This is a genomic window from Kribbella sp. NBC_01505, assembly GCF_045040285.1.
In the GTDB taxonomy this organism is placed as follows: Bacteria; Actinomycetota; Actinomycetes; order Propionibacteriales; family Kribbellaceae; genus Kribbella.
On the sequence record NZ_CP109425.1, the window covers coordinates 7,584,797 to 7,610,758 of the forward strand.

General features: G+C 67.7%; 21 protein-coding genes. 14 read left to right on the plus strand and 7 right to left on the minus strand.

The genetic code is table 11. From position 1 onward, the window contains the following. Positions 1–70 precede the first annotated feature (70 nt). The 6 genes from priA to OG474_RS35680 all read left to right on the plus strand — a co-directional run bounded on the left by priA (position 71) and on the right by OG474_RS35680 (position 10,554). Entirely contained in the window at positions 71–844 is a 774-nt protein-coding gene (gene priA, locus OG474_RS35655; RefSeq protein WP_405058036.1) for a bifunctional 1-(5-phosphoribosyl)-5-((5-phosphoribosylamino)methylideneamino)imidazole-4-carboxamide isomerase/phosphoribosylanthranilate isomerase PriA, read from the plus strand. Beyond that, positions 841–3,165, plus strand: a complete 2,325-nt coding sequence (locus tag OG474_RS35660) for an HAD-IB family hydrolase (protein ID WP_405058037.1) — start codon at positions 841–843, stop codon at positions 3,163–3,165. The genes priA and OG474_RS35660 overlap by 4 nt, the downstream gene beginning before the upstream one ends. Continuing rightward, positions 3,162–4,361 carry a zinc-binding dehydrogenase gene (locus tag OG474_RS35665; protein ID WP_405058038.1) on the plus strand — a complete coding sequence of 400 codons (1,200 nt, stop codon included), beginning with the start codon at positions 3,162–3,164 and terminating at the stop codon, positions 4,359–4,361. Before OG474_RS35660 ends, OG474_RS35665 begins: the two co-directional genes overlap by 4 nt. A gap of 33 nt (positions 4,362–4,394) precedes the next feature. Then, positions 4,395–5,975 carry a lactate racemase domain-containing protein gene (locus tag OG474_RS35670; protein WP_405058039.1) on the plus strand — a complete coding sequence of 527 codons (1,581 nt, stop codon included), beginning with the start codon at positions 4,395–4,397 and terminating at the stop codon, positions 5,973–5,975. Beyond that, complete coding sequence (locus tag OG474_RS35675) at positions 5,975–6,910, plus strand: lysophospholipid acyltransferase family protein (protein WP_405058040.1); 936 nt, start codon at positions 5,975–5,977, stop codon at positions 6,908–6,910. The genes OG474_RS35670 and OG474_RS35675 overlap by 1 nt, the downstream gene beginning before the upstream one ends. A gap of 170 nt (positions 6,911–7,080) precedes the next feature. After that, the gene (locus tag OG474_RS35680; protein WP_405058041.1) at positions 7,081–10,554 is read left to right on the plus strand and encodes a phosphatidylinositol-specific phospholipase C domain-containing protein; all 3,474 of its coding nucleotides are present in this window, start codon (positions 7,081–7,083) and stop codon (positions 10,552–10,554) included. A 47-nt stretch (positions 10,555–10,601) separates the two neighbouring features. On the opposite strand, the gene OG474_RS35685 is transcribed toward OG474_RS35680, so the two are convergent. From OG474_RS35685 to OG474_RS35695, 3 genes are read right to left on the minus strand one after another with little or no spacing between them, the layout of a single operon-like run. Then, positions 10,602–10,988 carry a PIN domain nuclease gene (locus OG474_RS35685; RefSeq protein WP_405058042.1) on the minus strand — a complete coding sequence of 129 codons (387 nt, stop codon included), beginning with the start codon at positions 10,986–10,988 and terminating at the stop codon, positions 10,602–10,604. After that, on the minus strand, positions 10,985–11,311 hold the full coding sequence (locus OG474_RS35690; RefSeq protein WP_405058043.1) for a hypothetical protein: 327 nt from the start codon (positions 11,309–11,311) through the stop codon (positions 10,985–10,987). The genes OG474_RS35685 and OG474_RS35690 overlap by 4 nt, the downstream gene beginning before the upstream one ends. Before the next feature lie 44 nt (positions 11,312–11,355). After that, positions 11,356–12,876: a M1 family metallopeptidase gene (locus OG474_RS35695; protein ID WP_405058044.1), complete on the minus strand. Its 1,521-nt coding sequence runs from the start codon at positions 12,874–12,876 to the stop codon at positions 11,356–11,358. A 122-nt stretch (positions 12,877–12,998) separates the two neighbouring features. On the opposite strand from OG474_RS35695, the gene hisF reads away from it, so the two are divergent. The 4 genes from hisF to OG474_RS35715 all read left to right on the plus strand — a co-directional run bounded on the left by hisF (position 12,999) and on the right by OG474_RS35715 (position 16,396). Continuing rightward, entirely contained in the window at positions 12,999–13,760 is a 762-nt protein-coding gene (gene hisF / locus OG474_RS35700; RefSeq protein WP_405058045.1) for an imidazole glycerol phosphate synthase subunit HisF, read from the plus strand. After that, a complete protein-coding gene (locus OG474_RS35705; RefSeq protein ID WP_405058046.1) occupies positions 13,757–14,230 on the plus strand; it encodes a MarR family winged helix-turn-helix transcriptional regulator in 474 nt (157 codons plus the stop codon). Before hisF ends, OG474_RS35705 begins: the two co-directional genes overlap by 4 nt. Positions 14,231–14,306: 76 nt before the next feature. After that, positions 14,307–14,816 (plus strand): MarR family winged helix-turn-helix transcriptional regulator, encoded by a 510-nt coding sequence (locus OG474_RS35710; RefSeq protein WP_405058047.1) that lies wholly within the window; start codon positions 14,307–14,309, stop codon positions 14,814–14,816. Further along, positions 14,816–16,396, plus strand: a complete 1,581-nt coding sequence (locus OG474_RS35715; protein WP_405058048.1) for an MFS transporter — start codon at positions 14,816–14,818, stop codon at positions 16,394–16,396. Before OG474_RS35710 ends, OG474_RS35715 begins: the two co-directional genes overlap by 1 nt. 89 nt (positions 16,397–16,485) lie before the next feature. On the opposite strand, the gene OG474_RS35720 is transcribed toward OG474_RS35715, so the two are convergent. Together OG474_RS35720 and OG474_RS35725 are read right to left on the minus strand one after the other, a co-directional pair. Further along, positions 16,486–17,772, minus strand: a complete 1,287-nt coding sequence (locus OG474_RS35720; protein ID WP_405058049.1) for an MFS transporter — start codon at positions 17,770–17,772, stop codon at positions 16,486–16,488. Next, complete coding sequence (locus OG474_RS35725) at positions 17,769–18,368, minus strand: ArsR/SmtB family transcription factor (RefSeq protein ID WP_405058051.1); 600 nt, start codon at positions 18,366–18,368, stop codon at positions 17,769–17,771. Before OG474_RS35725 ends, OG474_RS35720 begins: the two co-directional genes overlap by 4 nt. Positions 18,369–18,476: 108 nt before the next feature. On the opposite strand from OG474_RS35725, the gene OG474_RS35730 reads away from it, so the two are divergent. Together OG474_RS35730 and OG474_RS35735 are read left to right on the plus strand one after the other, a co-directional pair. Further along, a complete protein-coding gene (locus OG474_RS35730; RefSeq protein ID WP_405058052.1) occupies positions 18,477–18,983 on the plus strand; it encodes an RNA polymerase sigma factor in 507 nt (168 codons plus the stop codon). Beyond that, complete coding sequence (locus OG474_RS35735; RefSeq protein ID WP_405058053.1) at positions 18,976–19,614, plus strand: hypothetical protein; 639 nt, start codon at positions 18,976–18,978, stop codon at positions 19,612–19,614. Before OG474_RS35730 ends, OG474_RS35735 begins: the two co-directional genes overlap by 8 nt. A 44-nt stretch (positions 19,615–19,658) precedes the next feature. On the opposite strand, the gene OG474_RS35740 is transcribed toward OG474_RS35735, so the two are convergent. Together OG474_RS35740 and dacB are read right to left on the minus strand one after the other, a co-directional pair. Continuing rightward, complete coding sequence (locus OG474_RS35740) at positions 19,659–20,609, minus strand: GNAT family N-acetyltransferase (protein WP_405058054.1); 951 nt, start codon at positions 20,607–20,609, stop codon at positions 19,659–19,661. 40 nt (positions 20,610–20,649) lie between these two features. Further along, entirely contained in the window at positions 20,650–22,224 is a 1,575-nt protein-coding gene (dacB, locus tag OG474_RS35745; RefSeq protein WP_405058055.1) for a D-alanyl-D-alanine carboxypeptidase/D-alanyl-D-alanine-endopeptidase, read from the minus strand. A 157-nt stretch (positions 22,225–22,381) separates the two neighbouring features. Here dacB and OG474_RS35750 point away from each other — a divergent pair, with 157 nt between their 5' ends. Both OG474_RS35750 and OG474_RS35755 read left to right on the plus strand, forming a co-directional pair. Beyond that, positions 22,382–23,677 carry a family 43 glycosylhydrolase gene (locus tag OG474_RS35750; protein ID WP_405058056.1) on the plus strand — a complete coding sequence of 432 codons (1,296 nt, stop codon included), beginning with the start codon at positions 22,382–22,384 and terminating at the stop codon, positions 23,675–23,677. A 170-nt stretch (positions 23,678–23,847) separates the two neighbouring features. Next, positions 23,848–25,962 (plus strand): alkaline phosphatase family protein, encoded by a 2,115-nt coding sequence (locus OG474_RS35755; protein WP_405058057.1) that lies wholly within the window; start codon positions 23,848–23,850, stop codon positions 25,960–25,962.

The window sequence follows — 25,962 nt, forward strand, 5'->3', positions numbered from 1 at the left end:
ATTGATTCTGAGTGATTCAGCAGGGCATCTGGTTACAAATCAGCCATCAACGCCCTCTAGGGTGTGGGCCATGTCTGTGTCTGGTTCCTCCCCCACCCCACCACCCCGGTCTGGCAACTTGGTGCTGCTGCCTGCCGTCGATGTGGCGGACGGTCAGGCGGTTCGGCTGGTGCAGGGTGCGGCCGGGAGTGAGACGTCGTACGGCGATCCGCTGGCGGCTGCGCTGGCCTGGCAGGAGGCCGGGGCGGAGTGGATCCACCTGGTCGACCTGGACGCGGCGTTCGGGCGCGGGAGCAACCGTGAGCTGCTGGCCGAGGTGACCGGCAAGCTGGACGTGCAGGTCGAGTTGTCGGGCGGGATCCGCGACGACGACTCCCTGGAGGCGGCGCTGGCGACCGGTGCGCGCCGGGTGAACATCGGCACGGCCGCGCTAGAGGACCCGGAATGGTGCGACCGGATCATCCAGCAGTACGGCGACCGGGTCGCGATCGGGCTGGACGTGCGCGGCCGGACGCTGGCGGCGCGGGGCTGGACGAAGGAAGGTGGTGACCTGTACGAGGTGCTCGAGCGGCTGGAGACTGCCGGTTGTGAGCGCTACGTGGTCACCGATGTGACGAAGGACGGCATGCTCCAGGGGCCCAACCTGGACCTGTACCGCGATCTGTGCGCGCGCACGGCGAAGCCGATCATCGCCTCCGGTGGCGTCTCCAGCCTCGACGACCTGTCAGCGCTGAGCACGCTGGTCGCCGACGGTGTCGAGGGCGTCATCGTGGGCAAGGCCCTGTACGCCGGCGCGTTCACCCTGACCGAGGCACTCGAACTCACGCGTGGAGGCGACAAGTGAGTCTGGCCGACAAGCTGCAGGACAAGAAGGTCCTCGTTACCGGGATCACCGGTTTCGTCGGTGAGGCCCTGCTGCACCGGATGATCGGCGACCTGCCCGGCACGACCGTGGTGGCGATCATCCGCCCCAAGGGCTCGCTGACCGGCGCGATGCGGATGGCGCAGCTGCTGAAGAAGGACATCTTCAAGCCGTTCTACGGCGAGGGCACCCCGTACGCCGACGCCGAGGCCCTGACCGCCGCCCGGATCGAGGTGGTCGAGGGCGACCTGTCCGACGTACCGGCGCTGCCGAACGATCTCGACATCGTCGTGCACTGTGCGGGTGACGTCAGCTTCGACCCGCCGATCCACGAGGCGTTCACGACCAACGTGCTCGGCACGAAGAGCCTGCTGGAACGGATCGACGAGAGCCGGCAGGGCACGGATCGCTCGATCCACTACGTGCACATCTCGACCGCCTACACGGCCGGCCGCCGGCGCGGCGCGATCCCGGAGGCGTCGGTCGATCACACCGCCGACTGGCGGGTCGAGGCCGAGGCCGGGATGGCCATGAAGTCGCGGATCGAGGAGCAGTCGCGGTCCGCGCCGATGCTGGCCAAGTTCCGCAAGGCGGCCGAGAAGGTACACCGTCGCGCCGGTCACCTGACCGCCGCCGCCGACACCGAGCGACGCCGTACCGAGTGGGTCGCCAAGCGGCTCGTCGACACCGGGACCGAGCGCGCCCGCAGCCTCGGCTGGACCGACTGCTACACGTTCACCAAGGCGCTCGGCGAGCGCGTGGTGGAGGAGTTCGCGGCGAAGTTCCCGACCTCGATCGTGCGCCCCGCCATCATCGAGTCCGCGCTGGTCAGCCCGCACCCGGGCTGGATCGAGGGCTTCAAGATGGCCGAGCCGCTGATCCTGGCCTACGGCCGCGGTGAGCTGCCGGAGTTCCCGGCCAGCCCGGACGCGACCATCGACATCATCCCGGTCGACCACGTGGTCGGCGCGATCTGCGCGGTGATGGCGACCGAGCCCGAGCTGAGCAAGCCGGAGTACTACCACATCGGTTCCGGTGCCCGGAACCCGTTGACCTTCCACCAGGTCTACGCCGAGATCCACGCCTACTTCTCCAAGCACCCGTTCGATCTGGGCGAGCGCGGCGCGGTCCGGCTGCCGGTCTGGAAGTTCCCCGGCGGCGACTCGGTCGAGACGATGCTGCGGTACGGCGAGCGCGCGCACAAGCTGGCCGACGCGGTCATCACCCGGGTGCCGCGCGGTGAGCGCACCCGCAAGTACGCCCGCGAGCTGGACGTGCAGAAGCGCCGCATCGACTTCCTGCGCCGCTACCTGGACCTGTACGCCGAGTACGCGCACGCCGAGCTGAACTTCATCGACGACAACGTGCTCGCGCTGCACAACGCGCTCGAAGGCGACGACCAGGTGAAGTTCGCCTGCGACACCTCGGTCGTCGACTGGCAGTACTACCTGCAGGACGTGCACTGCCCGAGCGTCACCGAGTCGATGCGCCGCCTCGACGTGGTCCGCAAGAAGCGGAACAAGGGACTGGCCGAGACGGCCGGCAAGCTCAAGCAGCTCACCGGCCCGGTCGACGGCGACGGCGAGATCATCGCGGCGTTCGACATGGACGGCACGCTGCTGTCGTCGAACGTGATCGAGACCTATCTGTGGATGCGGCTGCCCGAGCTGGACGGTCCGCAGCGGGCCGGTGAGATCGGGCAGATGCTGCGGCGGCTGCCGAAGCTGATCTCGGCCGAGCGCAAGGACCGCGGCGCGTTCCTGCGCACGATCTACCGCCGGTACGCCGGCGCCGACCTGGAAGAGCTCAACCGGATCGTCGACGAGATCCTCGCCGAGCACGTGCTCGAGCGCCTGAGCGGTGCCGCTGTACGGCGGATCCGGGAGCACCGGGCCGCCGGCCACAAGACGATCCTGATCACCGGTGCCGTGCGACCGCTGACCCGGCCGCTGGAGCCGTTGTTCGACGAGATCGTCGCGGCCGAACTGTCCGTCGACGACCGCGGCCGCTGCACCGGCTACCTGTCCGGGCCGCCGCTGGTCGGGGAGTCCCGGGCGGCGTGGATCAAGCACCGGGCCCGGCAGGGCAACATCGATCTGTCGAAGTCCTTCGCGTACGCCGACAGCCACTCGGACCTGCCGATGCTGACGACCGTGGGCAACCCGGTCGCGGTCTCGCCCGATGTGTCGCTGTACCGGGCCGCCCGGGCCGGGCGCTGGCAGATCGTCGACTGGAAGACCCCGACCACCTCGTCCCGTCTGGAGCTCCCGGGGGTACAGCGTTCTGGAGGTTTGGCACGATGATGCTGGCTCTGGAGATGTACCGCTCGCCGGCGAAGTATCTGGCGGCCAAGGCGGTCGGTGGCCGGATCCCCGGCATGCTGACCGGTCCGGCGGCGCCGCTGCGCCTCGTCACGATCAACGAGCCGAAGGCCGACCGGGAGGGCTGGGCGCGGATCCGGCCGCTCCTGTCGGGGATCTGCGGTTCGGATCTCGGCATGGTGTTCGGCTCGACCAAGATGTACTTCTCGGCCGTGGTGTCGCTGCCGTTCGTTCCCGGCCACGAGGTCGTCGGTGAGCTGCTGGACGACTGCGAGGACCTGCCGAAGGGCACCCGAGTGGTGATGGACAGCGTCCTGACCTGCGCCACCCGCGGTGTCGAGCTGTGCGAGGGCTGCGTCTCCGGCCACACCAACCGGTGTGACCGGATCACGGTCGGCCACCTGAAGCCGGGTCTGCAGACCGGGTTCTGCCAGGACACCGGCGGTGGCTGGGGCAACGTCATGGTCGCCCACCGCAGCCAGCTGTACGCCGTACCGGAGGGGCTGAGCGATGAGCGCGCTGTGCTCGTCGAGCCGCTGGCCGGTGCGGTTCACGCGGCGCTGCGGGCCAACGTCCAGGCAGGGCAGTCGGTTCTGATCAGTGGCGCCGGGGCAGTCGGACTGTTCGCCACGCTCGCGATCCGGGAGCTGACGCAGGCGGGCCGGATCACCGTGGTCGCGAAGCACGCCAAGCAGCGTGAGCTCGCCCGGGCGTTCGGGGCCAGCGATGTCGTCGCACCCGACGAGGTTTTCCGCGGGGTGCGCCGGGCGACCGGTGCGTTCCGGCTCAAGCCGGAGCTCGGTGCCAAGGAGTTCCTGCTCGGCGGGGTCGACGTCGCCGTCGACGCGGTCGGCAGCAAGGACTCGATCGACACCGTACTGCGGGTCACCAAGGCCGGTGGCCGGGTCGTCCTGTCCGGGATGCCCGGGACCGGCGTCGACCTGTCCCCGGTGTGGTTCCGGGAGCTGGAGGTGGCCGGCACCTACGCGTCCTCGACGTCGGAGCCGAACGGCCGCCCGGCCTTCGAGACCGCGCTCGACCTGGCCGCGAAGGCTCCGCTGGACGGGGTCGTCGGGGCGAAGTACCCGCTGTACCGCTGGCGTGAGGCACTCGACCACGCGCATTCGGCCGGCCGCCTCGGCACGGTCAAGGTTGCTTTCGATGTGAGGGCCTCATGAGGGCGCCCGCCGTACGACGAGAGGGTTTCTGACATGTCCCGGCCAGGTTTTGTGCTTGAGGTTGACGACCGCACGCCGCCGCTCATCGTGCACAACGGTGAGGGATTCCTGCTGGAGCGGTTCCCGCTCGGCACCCGCGTGGTCTACCCGCCGGAGGCACTGCCCGCGGTGCGCGATGTGGAGGAGGCGATCCAGAACGCGTTGCTGAACCCGATCGAGTCCGAGCCGCTGCCGGAGCTCCTGCACGCGGGCATGCGGCTGACGATCGCGTTCGACGACATCTCGCTGCCGCTGCCCCCGATGAAGAAGCCGGACATCCGGCAGCGTGTCATCGAGGCCGTGCTGGAGCTGGCCGCGCAGGCCGGGGTCGACGACGTCGAGATCATCTCGGCCAACGCGCTGCACCGGCGGCTGACGCCGAACGAGCTGCGCGACATCGTCGGCGAGCGCGTCTTCCGGTCGTTCTTCCCCGAGGGCAAGCTCTACAACTTCGACGCCGAGGACGCCGACAACCTCACCCACCTGGGCCAGACCCGGCACGGCGAGGACGTCGAGATCTCCAAGCGGGCGGCCGAGTCCGACCTGCTGGTCTACGTGAACGTGAACCTGGTGGCGATGGACGGTGGCCACAAGTCCACGTCGATCGGACTGGCGTCGTACAAGTCGCTGAAGCACCACCACAACAGCCACACGATGATCCACTCGCGGTCCTTCATGGACCACAAGGCCTCGAAGATGCACCACTCGGCCTGGCGGATGGGTGAGGTGCTGACCGAGCACGTCAAGGTCTTCCAGATCGAGACCACCCTGAACAACGATCTGTTCTCCGGCGGCCTGTCGTTCCTGCAGAAGCGCGAGTGGGAGTGGTCGCTCAAGGACCAGGCCTCGATGCTCGGCGCCAAGCGCGGCCTCGCGGCGGCGGGCAGCAAGATCCGGCACAAGATCTACACCGACGTCCGGTCGCCGTACGGGCTGACCGGTATCAACGCCGGCAAGATCGAGCCGGTGCACGAGAAGACCATCGAGATGGTGCACCGCCAGCACATGGTCGAGGTGCAGGGCCAGGCCGACGTCGGCGTCATCGGCGTGCCGTACCTGAGCCCCTACAACGTGAACTCGGTGATGAACCCGATCCTCGCCGCGGTGATGGGGATGGGCTACCACTTCAACTCGTACCGGGGGAACCCGATCGTCCGCAAGGACGGCGCGCTGATCCTCTACCACCCGGTGCCGTACGAGTTCAGCCAGCTGCACCACCCGTCGTACGTCGACTTCTTCGAGGAGGTGCTGTCGGAGTCGACCGACCCGGCCACCATCGAGGCGAAGTTCGAGAAGCAGTACGCCGAGGACCCGTGGTACATCCACCTGTACCGGACGTCGTACGCGTACCACGGCGTGCACCCGTTCTACATGTGGTACTGGATCAGCCACGCGCTGGACCACTGCGGCGACATCGTCTGGGTCGGCGCGAACCGCAAGACGGTCGAGCGGATGGGCTTCCGGTCCGCCTCGACGCTGCAGGACGCGCTCGAGATGGTGAGCCACTCGGTCGGCCGGTCGCCGTCGATCACCTACCTGCACAACCCGCCGCACCTGATCGCGGACGTGCACTGATGGGCAACAGCTTGGTGAAGTACGGGCGCGAGACCGCGCGCGACGTCAAGCTGGTCGCGCGCGGCTGGCGCTGGGGCCGGCGGGCGCAGGTGCCGCGTTCGGCCGAGCCGTACGTCGTACCGAAGGAGACCTCGGTCTTCCCGACCAAGTGGGCCCGGACACCGGCCGCGATGGCGGTCCGTGACGTGCTGCAGAAGGGTCCGCTGAACGCGATCGTCAACGGCACCGTCAAGCCTGAGGTGAGCGGGCTGGACTCGCTGCTCAAGCTCGACGGTCCGGCGCTGATCGTGGCGAACCACTCGTCGCACCTGGACACGCCGCTGTTGCTGCTCTCGCTGCCGGACGCGATGCGTCGCCGTACGGCGATGGCCGCGGCCGCGGACTATTTCTTCGACACGTGGTGGCGTGCGGCCGGTTCGGCGATCGTGTTCAACACGTTCCCGATCGAGCGTCGTAGCGGCAAGCTGAGCGCGACCCCGGGCGATCTGCTCGCGGACGGCTGGAACGTTGTGGTGTTCCCCGAGGGCACTCGTTCACCTGACGGCTGGTTGCAGCGGTTCCGGATGGGCGCGGCGTACCTGGCGGTCGAGCACAACGTGCCGGTGATCCCGGTCGGCATCAAGGGCTCGTTCGCCGCGATGCCGCGCGGCCGCGGCTGGCCGGTTCCCGGTCGCCCGACGGTCGCCGTCCGGTACGGCGATCCGCTCCGCCCCGCGGAGGGGGAGAGCCCGCGCGACTTCGCACCGCGCATCGCGGCCGCGGTTGCCGCGCTGCTCGACGAGGAGTCGACCACCTGGTACGAGTCGCGCCGACGGGTGGCGTCCGGTACGTCGCCTGCGCAGACCGGACCGGACACCTCGGCCCGCTGGCGTCGCGTCTGGGAGTCCACCCGCCCGGTCAAGGCAGCCGACAGCCGCCGCAAAGCCTGGAAGTAGTTCACCCGGAAGGGGGCTGACGGCAACCGTCGGTCCCCTTTCGGATGCTGTACCAAACGGAATGCGCTATCCACGATGGGATCGTTTCCAGGCCATTGTGGGAGCGCTTTCATGGGCCTACCATCGACGCGTTCGACGTCCGCCCCCTGTCGACCGAAGGTAGATCACCCATGCCCAGATCCCGGCTGCTGACGGCCGCCGTGACAACCCTCGCGATCACCGCCGCCTCACTGGTGATGACGACCGGAGTTGCCTCCGCCAACGAGTACTACAACAGCATCGAGAGCGCCTCGGCCTCGAATGTCGACTGGATGAGCCGTGTCCCCGGCGACACCACCCTCGACAAACTCTCCGTCCCCGGCACCCATGACAGCCTCGCGCTCTGCGGCTACTCCGGGACCGGCGGCGACAGTTGTGACCCGATCACCACCAGCATCACCAAGACCCAGGAGAACCACGGGTACAGCGGGCAGACGCTGACCACCCAGTTCGACGCCGGGATCCGCGCCATCGACATCCGGGTCCGCGTGGACAAGGGCGATGCCGGGATGAGCTTCACCGTCCACCACGGCACGTACTACCAGTGGGCGAACTTCGCCGACGTGCTGACGAAGGCGCGGGACTTCCTCGCCGCGCATCCGCGCGAGACGATCCTGCTGCACCTCAAGGCCGAGTGCACCGGTGAGACCGGTTCCTGCAACGACGCCGGCGGCTACGACAACGACGAGTGGCGGCTGAAGACGCTGCGGTCGTACCTGGAAGGCAAGGCGTACACCGGCGACGGTGACGACTCGAATCCGGCGACCAACTGGAGCAGCCTGTTCTGGACGCCGTCGGTGACCGGGACCGACCAGGCCGACACCCCGACGCTCGCCGAGACCCGCGGCAAGATCGTGCTGACGACGTTCCGCGGCGTCCGCGGCGGGATCTACGGCGGCTACGGGCTGAAGATCCCGTACCCCGGTGGTGGGTCGAACGACGAGTGGGTCCAGGACGACTACCAGGTCGACGACGTCAGCGACATCAACGACAAGTGGGAGAAGGTCCGCACCCACATGCGCCGGACGAACGGCGTCTGGGACCTGAGCCGGCCTGGTGAGAAGGAGCACGTCTACCAGCCGAGCTCGATGTACGTGAACTACACCAGCGGCTCGGGATCCGGCGCGCACCCGTTCACCGTGGCCGGCGGCACGCCGACCGCCAACGGGGTGAACGAGTTCCTGATCCAGTGTCTGCACAACACCGACGGCCGGTGTCCGGAGTTCTATCCCGGCCGTGATGACAAGTTCGGCGGTGAGCCGTCGATGTCGCGGACCGGCGTGATCATGATGGACTTCCCGGGCGGTGGGCTGATCGACGAGATCGTCGAGCGCAACCGCACCGGACCCGACCCCGTCGACGACAACGGGGGAGTGGGCGACCCGATGGAGCAGCACCCGGGCGGTGACGACGGCGGTCCGCGGCCGCTGGCACCGGCGGCCGACGATTGCCGGCCGGATGGTCTGGCGACCACGCCGGGCGTGGCGACGCCGTACTGCAAGATCTATCAGGCCGACGGCCGGGAGTGGCTCGGTCAGGGTCGTGACCGCCGGGTCGTTGCCTACTTCAACGGTGGGCGGACGGGCAAAGACGGCACGCCGCACTATCTGGTGAAGAACATCCCGTGGTCGAGGGTTACGCATATCAACTACGCCTTCGCGTCGGTGAACAACAACCGCATCTCTGTCGACGACGCGGCGACCACGATGGAGTGGCCCGGTCAAACGGGTGCCGAGATGGATCCGTCGTTGCCGTACAAGGGTCATTTCAACCTGCTGACGAAGTACAAGAAGCTGCATCCGCGGGTGAAGACGCTGATCTCCGTCGGTGGTTGGGCGGGGTCGGGTGGGTTCTACGCGATGACCACGAACGCTGATGGTTCGGTCAACCAGGGTGGGATCGACACGTTCGCCAGCTCGGCTGTGGACTTCGTGCGGACCTATGGGTTCGACGGGGTGGACATCGACTTCGAGTATCCGACAGTCCTGGACGACACCGGCAACCCCAACGACTGGGGTACGGCGAATCCGCGGCGGAAGGGGCTGCCCACGTCGTACGCGGCGTTGATGAAGACGCTGCGCGACTCGCTGAACCGCGCATCGGCGGCCGACAACAAGTACTACCAGCTCACGTCGGCGTCGTCGGCCTCCGGCTATCTCGTGCGGGGCATGGCGAACCAGACCGCGCTGGACTACCAGGACTTCACGAACCTGATGGCGTACGACTACCACGGCACCTGGAACGACGTGGTCGGTCCGAACGCCGCGCTCTTCGACGACGGCAAGGACCCGGAGCTGGCCGATCAGTACTCCACCCCGGAGTACGGCGGGATCGGGTACTTCAACACGAGCTGGGCGATGAAGTACCTGCGTGGCGCGATGCAGGCCGGCCGGGTGAACATCGGGATCCCGTATTACACCCGTGGCTGGAAGAACGTGACCGGTGGGGTGAACGGTCTCTGGGGTAACTCGCAGAAGACCGGTTGCGAGCCCGGGACCGGCGTACGGCGTCCCTGTGGTGACGGTGCGATCGGCATCGACAACATCTGGCACGACGAGACGTCCAACGGCGGTGAGCTCGGATCGGGGACGAACCCGTTGTGGCACACGAAGAACCTGGAGAAGAACATCTTCCCCAGATACGCGCCGAACGTCGGTCTGGACCCGAACGAGGCCGCCGACAAGCTGAGCGGTCAGTACTCGCGGCACTGGGACGACACGACCAAGACGTCGTGGCTGTGGAACAACGACAAGAAGGTGTTCCTGTCCACGGAAGACGAACAAGGTATCGACGCGGTCACCAATCTTGTGAAGTCGACCGGCGCCGGCGGCGTGATGATGTGGGAGCTCGGCGGCGACTTCGCCTGTCCGGACACCGTTGACGCCCAGCATCCCTGCGGCATGGGCTACACCCTGACCACCCGGCTGAACGAGAAGCTGGGCAATTCAGGGGCCTATGACAACAATCTCCGCAGCGGCAGTTCTGGTACGGCGCCTGCGGTGACGGCGAACCTCAGTGTGGACATGGTGAACTACCCGACCGCGACGGCGAACTTGTGGCCGCTGCAGCCGACAGTCCGGATCATCAACAACACCGGGCGCACGCTCGGCGGTGGTAAGGACACCAAGCTGTCGTTCGACATTCCCGCGTCGACGTCTCCGCTGGTGAAGGACGTCAACTGGCAGACCGGTGATCAGGGCGGGCAGTGGAAGCTGACTTCCGGCTCGACCTTCCATCGGGTCAGCACGACGCTGGACTACTGCCAGATCATCCCGGCCGGGAAGACGCTCGATCTGCCGATCATCTACTTCCTCCCGATCACCGGCCCGGTGAACACCAGCCTGTCGATCGGCGGGACGGCGTACGCGCCGGTGACCGACAACCTCAAGGGACTCGGTACGGCGACGCCGCCGGCCGGTGGCTGTAGCGCGGGGAACTGGGACTCGGCCAAGGTCTACGACCCGACGACCCAAGCCGTCGAGCAGGTCACGGTGAAGTACAACAACAAGGTCTGGAAAGCCAAGTGGTGGACCCAGAACAACGCCCCGGGAACCGGTCCGGATCCCGACCACGAGCCGTGGAAGCTGATCGGCCCGGCTAGCTGACCACCCGCCTGCGCGGCCGCCACAGGGGACAGCCGCGCAGGCCCGGGTCAGACGACCATCAGCGGTATCGCGATCCCCGCGGCATCGGCGAGCTTGCTGATGTCGCCGGGATCGGAGGTGAGCACTGCTCCACCGTGACTGAGCGCGGCCACCACGACGGCCGCGTCGACGACATCTGCGGTACCTGACACTGCGAGAAGCCGGCCGACTGCCTCGGCTGTGTCGTCGGTGAAGGGGATGGTCTTGCAGATCCGGCGCAGCGTGGCGATCGGCGCCTGTCGTGGGCTCGCTCGCCACACCTGCGCCAGTACGACCGTAGGTATCCGCGCATGAGTTCCGCTGTCCAGGGCATCGCGGCACAGGCCGTACACCCGCCCCCGTGGCTTGTTCTCGACGTGGATCAGTGCGCCCGCGTCCAGGATCAAGACGGTCATCCCAGCCGCTTTTCTTCGGGCAGTCCGAGCAGACGCGCCAATGCCGCCGTACGGCCGGCCGCGTACTCCGGCGTCTCGGCCGCGCCGATGATGACACCGACCTCCGCCAGTTGCGCGCGGCCGGCCTGCAGTTCCTGCGGATCGGGCTCGCCGAAGGTCGCCTCGTACTCTTCGGCGGCCTGATGCGCATCAGCCAGATCCGCCGCGGTCTCGGCGGCCTCGGCCAGCCAGGTGGACAAGGGGAGACCGGCCCGTTCGGCCGCCCGCCGGGCTCGGGCGGCAACGGTGTCCGGAAGAGAGACGCTCAGCTTTTCAACAGCCATGATCTGACGGTACTACCCTGGTAGCACCGCTGTCGATCCGGGGGTCAGCCTTCGTAGCGGTCGCGTTGGACGTTGGTGGTGCGGAGGGCCTTCGCGGTCGGCGGGGTGATGGTCCAGTCGGGGTGGTTCGGCATCGGGGGTTCCTTGGTGCCGTAGAGCCAGTCCTCGAGGAACGGGCGGACTGTCGGGTCGCCGGAGACTCTGGTGGCCAGGGCGATGTAGTCCTCGGTGGTGGCGGAGCGGTTCTTGAAGGTGCGGAGGTAGGCGAGCTGGATCTGGTCGAACTTCTCCACACCGATCTTTTCCGAGAGGGCGAAGAGGGTCAGCGTTCCGCCGGTGTAGCGGATGTCGTCGAACAGGTTCGCGGCGTTCGGCTTGGCGACCGGACCCGACCTGGCGCGCCAGATGTCGCCGTTGCCGTAGGTCTCCTTCATCCGGTCGAGCATGTTCGTCTTGCCGTGGGTGTCCGTCCACCCGCGCTCGTACTGGTAGAGGAACGAGTAGTAGTTGGCGTTCCCCTCGTTCAGCCAGAGGCTGCCCCAGTCGGCCGGGGAGACGCTGTTGCCGAACCAGCTGTGGGTGACCTCGTGCACCATGTGGGTGCCGATCTGGTTCTCCGGCCGCTTCAGGTAGTTCGGTTTGTAGAGCGTCAGGGTCTGTGTCTCGAGCCCGGTGAAGTCGAACGCGTCGGCCGCGTCGGAGTTCGCCGGCAGCAGGCCGTAGGCCTCGAACGGATACGGGCCCAGCCGCTCCTCGACCCAGCCGAGCTGCCCCTTGGTCAGTCCGAGTGCGGGCTCCAGATCTGCCGCCCGAGCCTTCGGTACGACGTCACGCAGTCGCGCGCCGCCTGGCGTCGTACCGCGGTCGATCACCTGGAAGTCGCCGACCGAGATCTGCACGAGCTCGGTCGGCAGCGGATCACGTGACACGTACGTGTACGTCGTACTGCCGTCGGCGTTGGCCGTCTCGTCGGTCTTCGAACCGGTGGCAACTCCGATCGTGCCCTGCGGCGCGGTCACCTTGAACGTGTACTTCGCCTTGTCCGACGGATGGTCGTTGCTCGGGAAGATGGTGTGCGCGACATCGGGTTGCGGCGCCGTACTGAATCCGTCGGGTGTCGCGACGAACCCGCCGAGTGGCGGCTTCAACCGGCGCGGGTCGGCCTGGTAGTGCACCTTGACCGTGAAGCGCGATCCGATCAGGCTTCCGGGGGTGACGACCAGTTCGTGCCCGTCCTGGACGTACTGCGCGGCCACGCCGTCGACCTCGACGGATTCGATGTCCAGCCCGTACGAGTCGAGGTTGAAACCGGACAGGTGCTGGGTGGCGTGGGCGCTCATCGTCATGGTGGCGTCGATCAGCTTGGTCGCGGCGTCGTACTTCATCTCGATCAGGTAGTGCTCGGCCTCGTACCCGCCGTTGCCGAGATTCGGGAACACGCTGTCCCCGACACCCGGTGCGCCCGGCGACCCGACTCCTTCGGCGGTGGCCGAACCGATCACACTCGTCGACAGCAGGGCCAGACTCGCGGCCCCCACCGCCAGCCGGCGGAATGATCGCTGCATGAGCAATTACCTCCCAGGTCGGAACACTTTTCGTCACCTGCACGACGTGCCGGCCGGGAGACAAGTTGCCATCGGTGGACTATTAAGCCGTGGTCGAATGCCTGCCCGGATATCCTGGCCGCGTGACTCTCGCCGTGCGTGTGATTCCCTGCCTGGATGTCGATGCCGGGCGGGTGGTCAAGGGTGTGAACTTCACCGGGCTGCGCGACGCCGGCGATCCGGTCGAGATGGCCCAGGTGTACGACGCGGAGGGGGCCGACGAGCTCACCTTCCTCGACATCACCGCCTCCTCGGGTTCGCGGGAGACGACGTACGACGTGGTGGGGCGGACGGCGGAGCAGGTGTTCATTCCGCTGACTGTCGGCGGGGGAGTGCGGGAGGCGGCCGACGTCGACCGGCTGTTGCGGGCCGGCGCGGACAAGGTGGGGATCAACACTGGTGCGATCGCGCGGCCTGATGTGATCAAGGAGATCGCGCACCGGTTCGGCAATCAGGTGCTGGTGCTCTCCCTCGACGTACGGCGTTCCTCTGATCAGCCGAGTGGTTTCGAGGTGACGACGCACGGTGGTCGCCGGTCGGCGGGGCTGGACGCGATCGAGTGGGCGCGACGCGGGTGTGAGCTGGGTGCGGGCGAGATCCTGCTGAACTCGATGGATGCCGACGGCACCAAAAGGGGTTTCGACCTCGAGCTGATCAAGGCTGTTCGCGACGTCGTCGACGTGCCACTGATCGCGAGTGGGGGAGCGGGTTCGCCCGAGCACTTCCCGCCGGCGGTCGAGGCGGGGGCGGACGCCGTACTGGCGGCGAGTGTCTTCCACTTCGGCGACTTCCGGATCGCCGACGTCAAGAAGGCGCTGCGCGACGCCGGGATCGTGGTCCGATGACCGAGACCTCCCCGGAGATCGAGCGTGCCACCGAGCCGCTGGTCGCGGATATCGAGCAGCAACTGTCGGCCCTGTTCCGGCGGGCCCGCTCGGCCTCGATGATGATGGCCCGTCGCGTGCACCCGGATCTGGACGCGGCCGGCTACGCGCTGATCTCGCAGGTCGAGTTCATGGGCGGTGCCGGCGTCGGCGTCCGCGCCTCGGACGTGGCCCTCGCCCTCGGCCTGGACAAGTCGACCGTCAGCCGCGGGATCACCCAGCTCGAAGGCCTCGGCCTCCTGGAGCGCGTCGGCGACCCGGACGACGGCCGCGCCCGCCTGCTCAAACTCACCGCCCTCGGTGCCGAGCGCTTCAGCGCCTTCCGTGCGCAGCGCCAGACGGAGTTCCGCGCCATCTTCAGCCGCTGGAACCCCGAGGACCTCTCCGACCTCGGCCGCCTCCTCGGCCACCTCAACTCCGACCTCAGCTGATTGCACGCTCCGTAGTCGAGCAGCAGCGGTTCGCACATATGGTTGCAGAAACCAACTAATAATGTATAGTTGAGTTATGCAACTAGCTCAGCAACCCCTTGTCCCGGGGGTAGAGCGGGACGCGTCGGCCCAGGAGCTGATGGAAGGTGTCAGCGCCTTGATCCGGGCCGTGCGCTGTATTGAGCACAAGCACCTGATGCCGGGGACCAGCAATCTGCGTCGAGCTGACGCGAGTGTCCTCAAGGTGCTGATGACGGACGGCGAGCAGCGTGGCAAGGAGATTGCCGCGAAGCTCGGCGTCGACGCCTCTGTGGTCAGCCGGCAACTGACCGCCCTGGAGGCCGACGGACTGGTGAGCCGTCGGCCGGACCCGGCAGATGCCCGGGTGGGGCTGGTCCGGGTGTCCGACGACGGCAAGGCCCGGCTGGAGGCCATGTACTCCGCCTATACCAAGCAACTGCGCTCCGCCTTGGCGGACTTCGACGACGACGCACTGGGTGAGGCTGCCGGTGTCCTGAAGCGGCTGGCCCGCGCCGTCACCGAAGCCGCCGACTCCGTGAGGCGTTCACACACAACGGGAGACTGATGACTGTCACCGAGACCCGGAGCCAACTGCCCAGTGCTCCGGAACTCACTCACCGCGAGATCCTCGAGATCCTGATCGGCCTGCTGGCCGCGCTGTTCACAGCGATGCTCAGCTCGACGATCGTCAGCAATGCGTTGCCGACGATCATCGCCGACCTCCAGGGTTCCCAGACGCAGTACACCTGGGTGCTGACGGCGAGCCTGCTGGCCACCACGGTGTCCACGCCGATCTGGGGCAAGCTGTCCGACCTGATGAGCAAGAAGCTGCTCGTGCAGCTGGCGATCTCGCTCTTCGTGGTCGGTTCCGCGCTGGCGGGCACGGCGCACAACATGCCGTTCCTGATCGGCGCCCGGGTGCTGCAGGGTCTCGCGATGGGCGGCCTGATGGCGCTGGCCCAGTCGATCATCGGTGCGGCGATCCCGCCCCGCAACCGCGGCCGGTACTCCGGCTACATGGGTGCCGTGATGGCGGTCGCCACCGTGTCCGGTCCGCTCATCGGTGGCGTCATCGTCGACACCTCGTGGCTCGGCTGGCGCTGGTGCTTCTACGTCTGCGTGCCGCTGGCCGTGATCAGCCTGATCATTCTGCAGAAGTACCTGCACCTGCCGCTGCTCAAGCGCAAGGTCAAGGTCGACTACCTCGGCGCGATCCTGATCAGCATCGCGGCCAGCCTGCCGCTGCTCTGGGTCACCTTCGCCGGTCACGACTTCGCCTGGATGTCCTGGCAGTCAGCGCTCTTCGTCGGCGGCACCCTGCTCTTCGGTGCACTGGCCGTCCTGGTCGAGAGCAAGGTCTCCGAGCCGCTGGTTCCGCTCAAGGTCGTCCGGGAGCGGACCACCGCGCTGGCGATCGTGGCCAGCCTCGCGGTCGGCGTCGCGATGTTCGGCAGCGCGCTGTTCCTCGGGCAGTACTTCCAGATCGCCCGCGGCTACAGCCCGACCGAGGCCGGTCTGCTCACGATCCCGATGATGCTCGGCTCGTTCATCGGCTCCGTCGGATCCGGTCAGCTGATCACCCGCTTCGGCAAGTGGAAGCGCTACTTGGTCATCGGCGGCATCCTGCTCGTGATCGGCCTGCTGATCCTCGGCAGCATCGACCACACCACGCCGTACTGGTTCGTCGGTCTCGGCATGCTGTCGATGGGCATCGGCATGGGCATGATGATGCAGAACCTGGTGCTCGCCGTACAGAACACGGTCGACGTCAGCCAGATCGGTGCCTCCAGTGCGACGGTCTCGTTCTTCCGCAGCCTCGGCGGTGCGGTCGGCGTCGCGGCCCTCGGTGCCGTGCTGGCCTCCCGGGTCAAGGATTTGATCCTCGCCGGTCTGCCGCCGAGCGCCCGCGACCAGGCCTCCGGTGGCGGCCAGAGCCTGCTCGACGTCAACCACCTCCCGCCGCAACTGGCCGAGCTCGTGCGCCACGCGTACGGCGACGCCACCGGCCGGATCTTCCTGATCGCCGCCGCCTGCGCGGCCGTCAGCCTGATCGCCGTCCTCTTCATCAAGGAGGTCCCGCTCCGGACCACCGTGACGAAGGTCGACGACATCGAGGATCTGGCCGACAGGGCAGTGCACGACTGATTCCTGAACCGGTCAGTGGTTAGCTTTCGCGGTACAGACCACTGACCGGAGCGGGCGTTATGAGCTCGGGGTGGTGCATCAACGCCTTTCTACTCGGGCTTCTCCGACATCGACAAGAGCTGAGTGTCCGGTGGTCGCAGGCCGTTGAGATCGCGCGTGCCCAGGACCGGTGAGCGGATCAGCCACAGTACGGCGAACAGGCCGCCGGCCGCGGAGACGAGCAAGGTCTCGCGGACCCCGATCCAGGTCCCGAGGAACCCGCCGACGACCGCGCCGAGCGGCCTGATCCCGTAGTTGATGCTGCTGTAGGCGCCCGAGACCCGGCTGCGCATCCGCTCGTCGGTGACCGCGGCCTGCAGCGAGTTGTTCGGGATGTCGTAACACATCACAGCGAAACCGCCGACGAACTGGGCCGACGCGAGCGCCGCTGCCTTGACCCAGGTCGGCCCGTCGGCGAGCGCAGCGATCGCGATCGCGCCCGGGAAGACGATGGCACCGACGGCGATCAACGGACCGATCCCGATCAGCCGGCTGACTGGTGCCGCCGCCACCGCGCCGACCAGTGCGCCGGTCGAGCCGATGCCGAACGCCACCCCGATCGTGCCGGCCGACAGGTGCAGGTCGCGGCTGGCGAACAGGACCAGCAGTGCGGAACCGATCAGATTGAAGAAGTTGATCGTGGTCGAGCAGGCCAGGGTATGGCGCAGATACCGATGCCGGAGCAGATAGCCCATGCCCGCCCGCGCCCGGCGCAGCAGCGGTTCGGTCGTCGCCTCAGGCGGGGCGGGGGTGACCTTCGTCCGGGTAAGTTGGAGGGCCGAGAACGCGAAGGTGAGCGCGTCCACAACGAGCGCGACCGGCGCGGTCAGCCACTGGACCAGGACGCCACCAGCGGCCGGTCCGGCCATGAACGAGATCGACCGGGTCGTGGAGAGCTTGCTGTTCGCCTCGAGGAAGTGGTCGCGATCCACCAGCCGGACGAAGAACGCGGAGTACGCCGTGTTGAACACGACCCGCGCGCCTCCGGTGAGGACTGCGATCAGATAGAGCTGGCCGAGCGTGAGGAAGCCCAGCCAGTACGCCGCGGGGAGGCTGAGCAGCAGGATCGTCCGGGACAGGTCGGCAGCGATCATCAACGGCCGCTTGTCCGGCCGATGGTCGACCCAGGTACCGATGAACAGCGACAGCAGATTCGGTAGCCAGACCGCCGCGGTGAGCAGGCCGACCTCGCCGGGGGAGGCGTCGAGCAGGGTGACCGCGATCAGCGGCAGCGCGAGTTCGGTGATGCGGTCGCCGAACTCGGAGACCGACTGCGCGGACCAGAACCTCCGGAACCGGATGTCGCGCCACAGGCTGGTAGCGGCCACCGCTCTCACGGCCGGTCCGTATCCGTTGCTTCAGGCAACAGCATGCGCAGGTGGGCGACCGAGCCCGAGCCCTCGGGTGACTCCCCGGCGTTCCGGCGCTGGACGTACGGCGCGAGCAGCTCCTCGATGGCGGACTCGATCGTCTCGAGCTCCTCGGGGGTGACCTCCAGCCGGGTCTTGCTCGCGCCGGCCGCCCGGCTCCAGCGGGGCTCGAGCCGAGGTGCGGTCTCGGTCAGCCACTGCTGCGCCGTACCGAGGGCCTGGTTCATGAGTTCGGTGCGTAGCAGGGCGCCGGCCTCGGCACCTTCCGGCGTGGCCGGCATGTCGTACCGGAAGCCGCGGGCGACCGCGCGCCACCAGCGCTGCCGTTTGTCCGTGCCGGTCGGTGGCGGACCGTCGACGACCAGGCCGAAGTTCGCCAGGTGCCGGAGGTGCCAGCTCGTCACCGAGGGGGAGGCGCCGACGTGCTCGGAGAGCTGGGTCGCCGTCGCCGGTCCGTGGCGCTGCAGCCAGCTGAGCGCCGCCAGCCGGACGGGGTGCGCGAGCGCCCGCATCGCCTGGGGGTCGGTGATCTCGAAATCGCCGTACGGATTTCTGAGAGACATATTTCGAGAGTAATCTCTCAGATCTCTTCTCGACAAGTTTCGGATGTGGTGGAACCTGGTGGTGGGGTAGCGCGTGTTATCACCAGGAGCGCAGGGGAGGGTAACTCGGTGGATCGGGATCTGGTGCCGGATGTGGCCGTGCTGTATCGGCGGAGCTGGCCGCGGCTGATCGGCCTGCTGGTGTCGATCGGCGGGTCCCGGCCGGACGCCGAGGAGGTGGCTCAGGACGCTTACGTGAAGCTGCTGGGCCGGTGGGAGTCGATCAGCAAGTACGAGGATCCGGAGGCTTGGGTCCGGTCGGTGGCGGTGCGGACGTTGATCAGCCGACTGCGGCGGCAGCAGGTGGCGGCCAAGGCGTTGACGCGGTTGACGGGGCGCCGGGCCGAGGTGGTGGCGCCGCCGGATGGTGCCGCGCTGGATGTGGAGTCGGCGCTGGCTACGCTGCCGGCCGCCCAGCGGGCGGTGGTGGTGCTGCATCACGTGATGGATCTGCCGCTGGACCAGATCGCTGAGGAGCTGCAGGTGCCGGTCGGCACGGTGAAGTCCCGGCTGGCCCGGGCGCGGCAGGCGCTGCAACCGCTGCTGGAGGTCAAGGAGGTGCCTGAGAATGCGTGAGCTACTGACCCGGTACGTCAACGAGCAGACGCCGGAGGAGGCACCGCCCTTCGAGTACGTCGAACGCGCTGCCCGCAGCCGGAAGACCCGCAACCGGCTGGTCACTGCGCTGGTTGCCACTGCTGTGATCGCAGGTGGCGCCACGCTGGCTGTCGTCGACCGCCCGCGGGCCGATCCAGCACCGGCGGCACCGGCGGCACCGGAGCAGGCGGTCATCACGATGGATGTGCAGACCGGGGAAGTGAAGACCGGTCTGCTGGATGACGGCCCGCCACCGGATTCCTTCAAGTACGGCAAGACGGTGATGCTGCTGGTCGGCGAGATCCGGATCACCTCGGTGACAGCGGCGAAGGATCAGCCCGGCGTGCTGCTGGTCGGCGTACCGCCGAACTCGGCCTCGTCGTGGGACTGCCTGCCCGACACCGTGGTCCGGATCCTCCAGCAGGACGACAACTCGGTCAGGGTCGCTGCTTACCGCTATTCGCTCGCGCCGGACCCGACCGAGTCTCCGCAGTGCAACCCCTTGGGGACCGACAACCACCCGTCGGTGATCCAGCTCAACCTGCGTCGGCCGGTCGACGGCAGGACCGTCTACGCCGGCGTCGGCGGAAAGCGCGCCGTACTGAACTGACGGCTAGCCGGAGTGGACCGCGACCATTCCGGCTGGCCGTCCCCTCAGACGGTGACTGTGCAGCGCACGGAGTCGATGACGAGGGACTCCGTCATGCCGACCGACAGGTACAGGCCCAGGGCCGGTGTCGGGTTGTTCGTGTCGACGTGGAGGAGCGTACCGGTGCGTCCGGCGGCAGCGTCCAGGGCGAACTGGTCGCGGAGCAGGAACTTGGCCAGTCCCTTGCCGCGGGCCTCCTCGAGTACGCCCAGGCGGCCGATGTAGTTGCAGTTCTCGTCCTCGATGAAGGCGTCGGTGCACTCGCGCATCGCGACCGCCTTGCCGTCCAGCTCGAGCAGTGTCATGCCGGACCAGTCGAACGTCGACTGGGCCTCGTGGGACGCGCGCCACTCCTCGAACGAGCGCACCTCGAAGCCGTACTGCCCGGTGAACGCGTCGATGAGCAGGCGGTGGGCGATGCGCTGCGACTCTTCGTCCGGAGTGCCTCGGCGGACGACTACTCCGGCGGGTACCTCGGGCGTCGGCACCGGCCCGGTGTGGTCGATCCGCATCCGGTGGAACGTCGTACCGCGGAGGTAGCCCAGCGCCTCGAGACGTTCGCGGCGGCCGGTGTCCAGGCGGTAGACGCCCGTGTCGAGCTGCACGGAGGTGTGACCGTGGGCGGCGGCCAGTTCGCGGCCGCGCCGGGCGATCTGCTCGAGCAGGTAGGCCTCGACGACCGGGTCGCTGGTCACGGCGTCCATGTCGAGGACGTTGAACTCGCCCTTGCCGAAGACCGAGCCGTAGCCGACCAGGTGATCGCCGTCGAAGACGAGCCAGCCGTCGGTGACCGGGTCGAACCCGGGCTCGGTCAGCTCGTCGACGGCGTCGTCGAGGGTGTAGTCGGCGAACCCGACCACGGAGTTGTTGTACTCGGCGACGAGGTCGAAGACGGCTTGCGCGTCGGCTTCGGACGGTGGTCGCACGGTGAAGGTGTCTGGCAGTACGGCAGTCATGTCCACAGAGTGGAGAACGACCGCCGTACTGTCGACAGGTTTAACTGGGCTTGACCCACTCCGACTCGGAGGCCGGCTGCGTGCTCCGCTTGTTGTCCGGGGCAACGGCTGCGGCCGGGGGAGTCTGGTCGCTCCAGGAGGCGAGCAGCGCTCCCACCTGGTCCTCCACGGGGCGCGGGGAGGTGATGTAGTTGTTGCTCAGCATCGAGAAGACCAGCTTGCGGCCGTCCTTGTCGGTCACGTAGCCGGACAGCGCGGTCGCTCCGGTCAGCGAACCGGTCTTACCGTGCAGGTTGTTGGCGGCCGGAGTGTTGCGCATTCGGGCACTCAATGTGCCCCCGATGAACCGGTCCGGGTTGCCCGCGATCGGCAGGGCGTCGTACCACTGCTGGAACCAGGGCTCCTGCTGCGCGGCGATCAGCAGCGTGGTGATCGAGTTCGCGGTCACGTTCACCTTGCGGGCCAGTCCGGAGCCGTCGCTGAGCCGGATGGTGCTGGTGTCCACGCCCTTGCTCTTCACGTACTCGTTGACGACGGCCAGACCGGCCGCCCAGGTGCCCTGGCCCTTCTTGACCGCGCCCATGGTCTTCACCAGGTGCTCTGCGTGCATGTTGTTCGACAGTTTCAGGAACGGATTCATCAGCTCACCGACGGTCATCGACTCGTCCTTGGCGAGCACAGTGGCGCCGGCCGGCGTGGTGGCGTTCTTGATCCGGCCGTCGACCTTGATGCCCTCGGCAGCCAGCGCCCGGCGGAACACGTCGGCCGCGTAGAGCTCCGGCTCCCAGACGCTCACCCACTTGCTGGCCTTGGCCGCGCCGAGCGGTACCGAGCCGCTGACCCGGATGGTGTTGGTGCCGTGCTCACGCTCCATGGCCAGCGTGTTCGTCGAGCCGGTCGCACCGGTGGTCGCGGTGCTGACGATCTTCAGTACGCCGTTCGCCGGAACCATGGTGAGCTGAGCCGGGTCGCCGGCAGCCGCTCCGGGCAGGCTCTGGACGATCACCGTGCCGGAGTCGTAGTCGGTGTTCGGTGCCAGCGTCAGTGCCGAGATCTGGGCGGAGTAGTACGAGGACTCGTCGTCACCGGCCCAGCCGTCGCCGAGGCGGACGTGGTCGAAGTAGGAGTCGTCGGCCACCAGGTCGCCGTCGACGCGTCGGACGCCGCTTGCGCTGAGCTTCTTGGCCAGGGCGATGTAGTCGGCTTCCAGCGTGGTCGGGTCGCCGTAGCCCTTGAGGTACAGGTCGCCGCGCAGCTTGCCGTTCTTGGTCGGAGCGCTCGCCAGTACGTCGGTGTGGAAACGGAACGACGGGCCGAGGACACCCATCGCGGCGGCCGAGGAGAAGAACTTGGTGTTCGACGCCGGCATCAGCCGGTTGCCGCCGTTGCGGTTGTACAGCGTGTCGCCGGTGGTGGCGTCGCGGACGACCAGGTCGACCTGTGACCCGGTGTAGGCGGGGTTGGCCAGCAGTTGGTCCAGCTGAGCCTGCAGCGGGGTGTCGTCAGCCGATGCCGTGGAGCCGACGGACTGCGAGACCAGCGCTCCCGCGGCTACGGCGAGTACTGCGCCGGCCGCGATCAGCTTGCGCCTTGAAACCCACGGTGAATAGCTCACTCGACACTCCTTGACCAGGCAGAATCCGACAGGCTCGAGTCAACACCCTCGAGGGGTCTTGCACAGCCTGTACGCAGACCGGGCGGTGCTCAGATCTCGCATGCCAGGTGAATCGATGTAAAACTGCAGATTCCGCCCCCACTCCAAGGAGTGCAGAATGCTTCGACAGCTACTTGTGATCGGACTGGCCGCCGTCCTGGGAGGGCCGGTGCAGGCCGCCGTACCGGAGGTTGCCGGTGCGGTCTTCCCGGCCGACATCATCGCCCGGGACTTCCCGGATCCGGATGTCTTCCAGCAGAACGGCACCTGGTACGCCTACTCGACCAACAACGACCTCGGGCATGTGCCGGTGGCTACAGCGCCGAGTGCGGCCGGGCCGTGGTCGACCCGCGGTGACGCCATGCCCGGCGGTCCGTCGGCAGACTGGGCCAAGCCCGGCCGCACCTGGGCGCCGGACGTGTACCCGAACCCGGACGGCACCTACACGCTGACCTACACCGCCTGGCACAAGACCTCTGGCCGGCAGTGCATCGGCGTCGCGACCGCCACCTCGGCGCGCGGCCCGTTCACCCCGGTCGGTACCGAACCGCTGATCTGCCCGCTCGACCTCGGTGGGGCGATCGACGCGAACACCTTTGTGGACCGCGACGGCAGCCGCTACCTGGTCTGGAAGAACGACGGCAACGCGATCGGTAAGCCCTCGACCCTGTGGCTCACCAAGACCACCGACAACGGCAAGACGCTGGTCGGCGGCAACAGTGCGCTGCTGAGCTCCAACGGGATCGCCGAGGCGCCCGATCTGGTTCAGCGCGACGGCCGGTACCTGCTGTTCTTCTCGACCAACGGCTACAACGACTGCAACTACCAGTCGACGTACGCGACGGCGACCAGCCTGGCCGGACCGTGGACGGTCCAGCAGCGGCCGCTGATGACGACGCAGGCCTTCGACGGACACGTCTGCGGACCGGGCGGTGCCGACTTCGTCGGCGACAAGGTGTTCCTGCACGGCTGGGCGAACGGCTCCCGGCACCTGTACGTCGCGGACGTCGGCTGGCCGAACGACTGGCCGGTCGTTCGCGGCAGCAGAGTCCGGACCGAGGCCGAGAGCGGCGTACTGAACCACTGCCTGCTGCGGGAGAACTCGGCGGGTGCATCTGGTGGCAAGGCTGTCGGCTACATCGACTTCGAGGACTCCTGGGTGGAGAACCGCGTCTTCGCTCCGGTCGCCGGCGGCTACACACTGCACGTCGGGTACGCCAACGGATCGCAGGGCACAGCCAGTCACGGTCTGGTCATCAACGGCAACAGCCAGGGCTCGGTGAGCTATCCGTTCACCGGTTGGAACCAGTGGCACGAGTCGTCGGTCCCGGTGACGCTGCAGGCCGGCTGGAACACCGTCCGGCTCACCAAGGGCACGCTCTACACCGAGGTGGACTACCTGGAACTGCAGTAGCAGCCATGCTTCCGGGTCAGGGACCTACCGGGCGAGACCCCGGCCCTGACCCGGGAACAGCCCGTCCGGTGCGTGGCGCGATGGCACTGGACCGGACGTCGCCTCGTACGCTCGGTACTGCACGAGAGTGACACGACGGGGAACGGGCGGACGGGGAGTACAGGCAGGACATGGCGAAACCACCGGAACAGGTCTCCGGCGACCGGCGCGGACGGCGTCCGGTCTGGCTGGACCTGCGGCGTACCGGCCGCGGCCTGCAGGCGATGCTGGTCGGCGGGATGCTGTCGCTGATCTCCCTGATCATCACGTTCTGGACGTTGCCCCAGATCAGTAGTGACGGCCGGATGCCGATCCTGCGGCTCGTGGTGCTGCTGGCGGTCTTCAGCGTGCTGGTGCGCTGGGTGCTGGCCGGAGTCGCGGTCCTGATCGGCTCGATCGGCGTACTGGTCGGTGGACTGCTGTCCCAGTTCGGAGTGGTGTACCTCGGCGTCACCGTCGACCCCGGCGTCAACCTGCACGGTGGACCCGAGGCAGTGCTCGTGGTGTCGATCGTGATGTCCTCGGTCAGCGCCTTCGTCGGCTGGTTCGCCTACGCCGGGAGTGACGACGCGTACGTCGCCGAGGTGATGCGGGTGGTACGCCGTCGGGCCCGCAAGATGACCGCCGCCCCCAAGACCGGGATGCTGATCATCCAGCTCGACGGTCTGTCGGCACCACTGCTCAACTGGATGGTGATGTCCGGCAACCTGCCGCATCTGGGTGGCTGGATCCGCGACGGCAAGCACTCGATGGTGGAGTGGCACACTGGCGTACCGGCGACCACTCCGGCCAGTCAGGCCGGCATCCTGCATGGCGGCTCCGGTCAGATCCCCGCGTTCCGGTGGTACGAGAAGGAAACCGGCCGGGTGATGGTGACGAACCGGGGCCGGGACGCCGCCGAGATCGAGGCCCGGATGTCGACCGGCCGCGGTCTGCTCGCCGATGGTGGCGTGAGCATCAGCAACAACTGGTCCGGGGACGCCGAGCACTGCGAGCTCGTATTCAGCCGGGCCGCGCTGCCGAACAGCCGCAGCGGCGGGTACGTCCGGTTCTTCACCAGTCCGCAGGGCGGTGCCCGCGGACTGGTGCTCTGCGTGGCCGAGATGGTGAAGGAGCTGTTCCAGGCCCGCAGACAGAACCGACGCAACCTGATACCGCGAGTGAAGCGTGGCGGCAGTTACATCTTCCTGCGGGCGATCACCAACGTGCTCCTGCGCGATCTGAACGTCTCGCTGATCACAGACGAGCTGGTGAAGGGCACACCGGTCATCTACTGCGACTTCGTCGACTACGACGAGGTCGCGCACCACGCCGGTCCGACGCGGCCGGAGTCCCTGCAGGCACTGGAGGGTCTGGACCGGGTGCTCGGTGCGCTCAAGCGGATCATCGACATCCTCCCGCACTCGTACGAGATCGTCGTACTGTCCGATCACGGTCAGAGCCAGGGCTCGACGTTCCTGCAGCGGTACGGGCGGACGCTGACCGAGGTGGTCGACGAGCTGGTCGACACGACCTCTGAGCCGGTCTCCGCGGTTGGGAAGTCCGAGGGCTGGGGACCGGTGAACGCGTTCCTCACCGAGCTGTCGTTGCGCCGCAGCGTGGCCGGGACGGTGACCCGGAAGGCGCTGCACGGCAAGGCTGCCCGCGGCGAGGTGGAGCTGGGTCCCAAGGACTGTGAGCCGGCGGTCAACTCCGACGAGCAGATGGTGGTGACCGCCTCGGGCAACCTCGCACTGATCTACCTGGCCACTACGCCGGGTCGGGTGCCGCTGGAGGAGCTCGAGCTGTTGCACCCCAAGCTGATCCCCGGACTGGCGACGCATCCGGGTGTCGGGTTCGTGGTGGTCGACTCGCTGGCCGAGGGGCCGATTGCGATCGGCCGGGCCGGGGTGCGGGTACTCAAGACCGGTCGGATCGAAGGCGAGGACCCACTGGCGCAGTACGGCCCGTTCGCGCCGGCCTCGATCCTGAGGCAGGCCGAGCTACCGCACAACGGCGATGTGGTGGTGGTCAGCCGGCTCGACGAGTACACGCATGAGGTGGCCGCGTTCGAGGAGCTCGTCGGCTGCCACGGCGGTATCGGTGGCTGGCAGACGCAGGCGGTGCTGGTGCACCCGAGCCGCTGGGAGCTGAAGGAGCCTCCCGTAGGCTCCGACGAGGTCCATACGTTGCTGATCGATTGGCTTGAGAAGCTTGGGCAGCGCAAGGACGTCGAGGAGCCGGTCGAGTCGAAGGTAGAGGCCTGA

Bases quoted from the DNA above. Each gene is read 5' to 3' on its own strand.
- priA (WP_405058036.1), top strand. From the start codon at position 71: ATGTCTGTGTCTGGTTCCTCCCCCACCCCACCACCCCGGTCTGGCAAC.
- OG474_RS35665 (WP_405058038.1), top strand. From the start codon at position 3,162: ATGATGCTGGCTCTGGAGATGTACCGCTCGCCGGCGAAGTATCTGGCG.
- OG474_RS35670 (WP_405058039.1), top strand. From the start codon at position 4,395: ATGTCCCGGCCAGGTTTTGTGCTTGAGGTTGACGACCGCACGCCGCCG.
- OG474_RS35675 (WP_405058040.1), top strand. From the start codon at position 5,975: ATGGGCAACAGCTTGGTGAAGTACGGGCGCGAGACCGCGCGCGACGTC.
- OG474_RS35680 (WP_405058041.1), top strand. From the start codon at position 7,081: ATGCCCAGATCCCGGCTGCTGACGGCCGCCGTGACAACCCTCGCGATC.
- OG474_RS35685 (WP_405058042.1), bottom strand. From the start codon at position 10,988: ATGACCGTCTTGATCCTGGACGCGGGCGCACTGATCCACGTCGAGAAC.
- OG474_RS35690 (WP_405058043.1), bottom strand. From the start codon at position 11,311: ATGGCTGTTGAAAAGCTGAGCGTCTCTCTTCCGGACACCGTTGCCGCC.
- OG474_RS35695 (WP_405058044.1), bottom strand. From the start codon at position 12,876: ATGCAGCGATCATTCCGCCGGCTGGCGGTGGGGGCCGCGAGTCTGGCC.
- OG474_RS35705 (WP_405058046.1), top strand. From the start codon at position 13,757: ATGACCGAGACCTCCCCGGAGATCGAGCGTGCCACCGAGCCGCTGGTC.
- OG474_RS35710 (WP_405058047.1), top strand. From the start codon at position 14,307: ATGCAACTAGCTCAGCAACCCCTTGTCCCGGGGGTAGAGCGGGACGCG.
- OG474_RS35715 (WP_405058048.1), top strand. From the start codon at position 14,816: ATGACTGTCACCGAGACCCGGAGCCAACTGCCCAGTGCTCCGGAACTC.
- OG474_RS35725 (WP_405058051.1), bottom strand. From the start codon at position 18,368: ATGTCTCTCAGAAATCCGTACGGCGATTTCGAGATCACCGACCCCCAG.
- OG474_RS35735 (WP_405058053.1), top strand. From the start codon at position 18,976: ATGCGTGAGCTACTGACCCGGTACGTCAACGAGCAGACGCCGGAGGAG.
- OG474_RS35740 (WP_405058054.1), bottom strand. From the start codon at position 20,609: ATGACTGCCGTACTGCCAGACACCTTCACCGTGCGACCACCGTCCGAA.
- OG474_RS35750 (WP_405058056.1), top strand. From the start codon at position 22,382: ATGCTTCGACAGCTACTTGTGATCGGACTGGCCGCCGTCCTGGGAGGG.
- OG474_RS35755 (WP_405058057.1), top strand. From the start codon at position 23,848: ATGGCGAAACCACCGGAACAGGTCTCCGGCGACCGGCGCGGACGGCGT.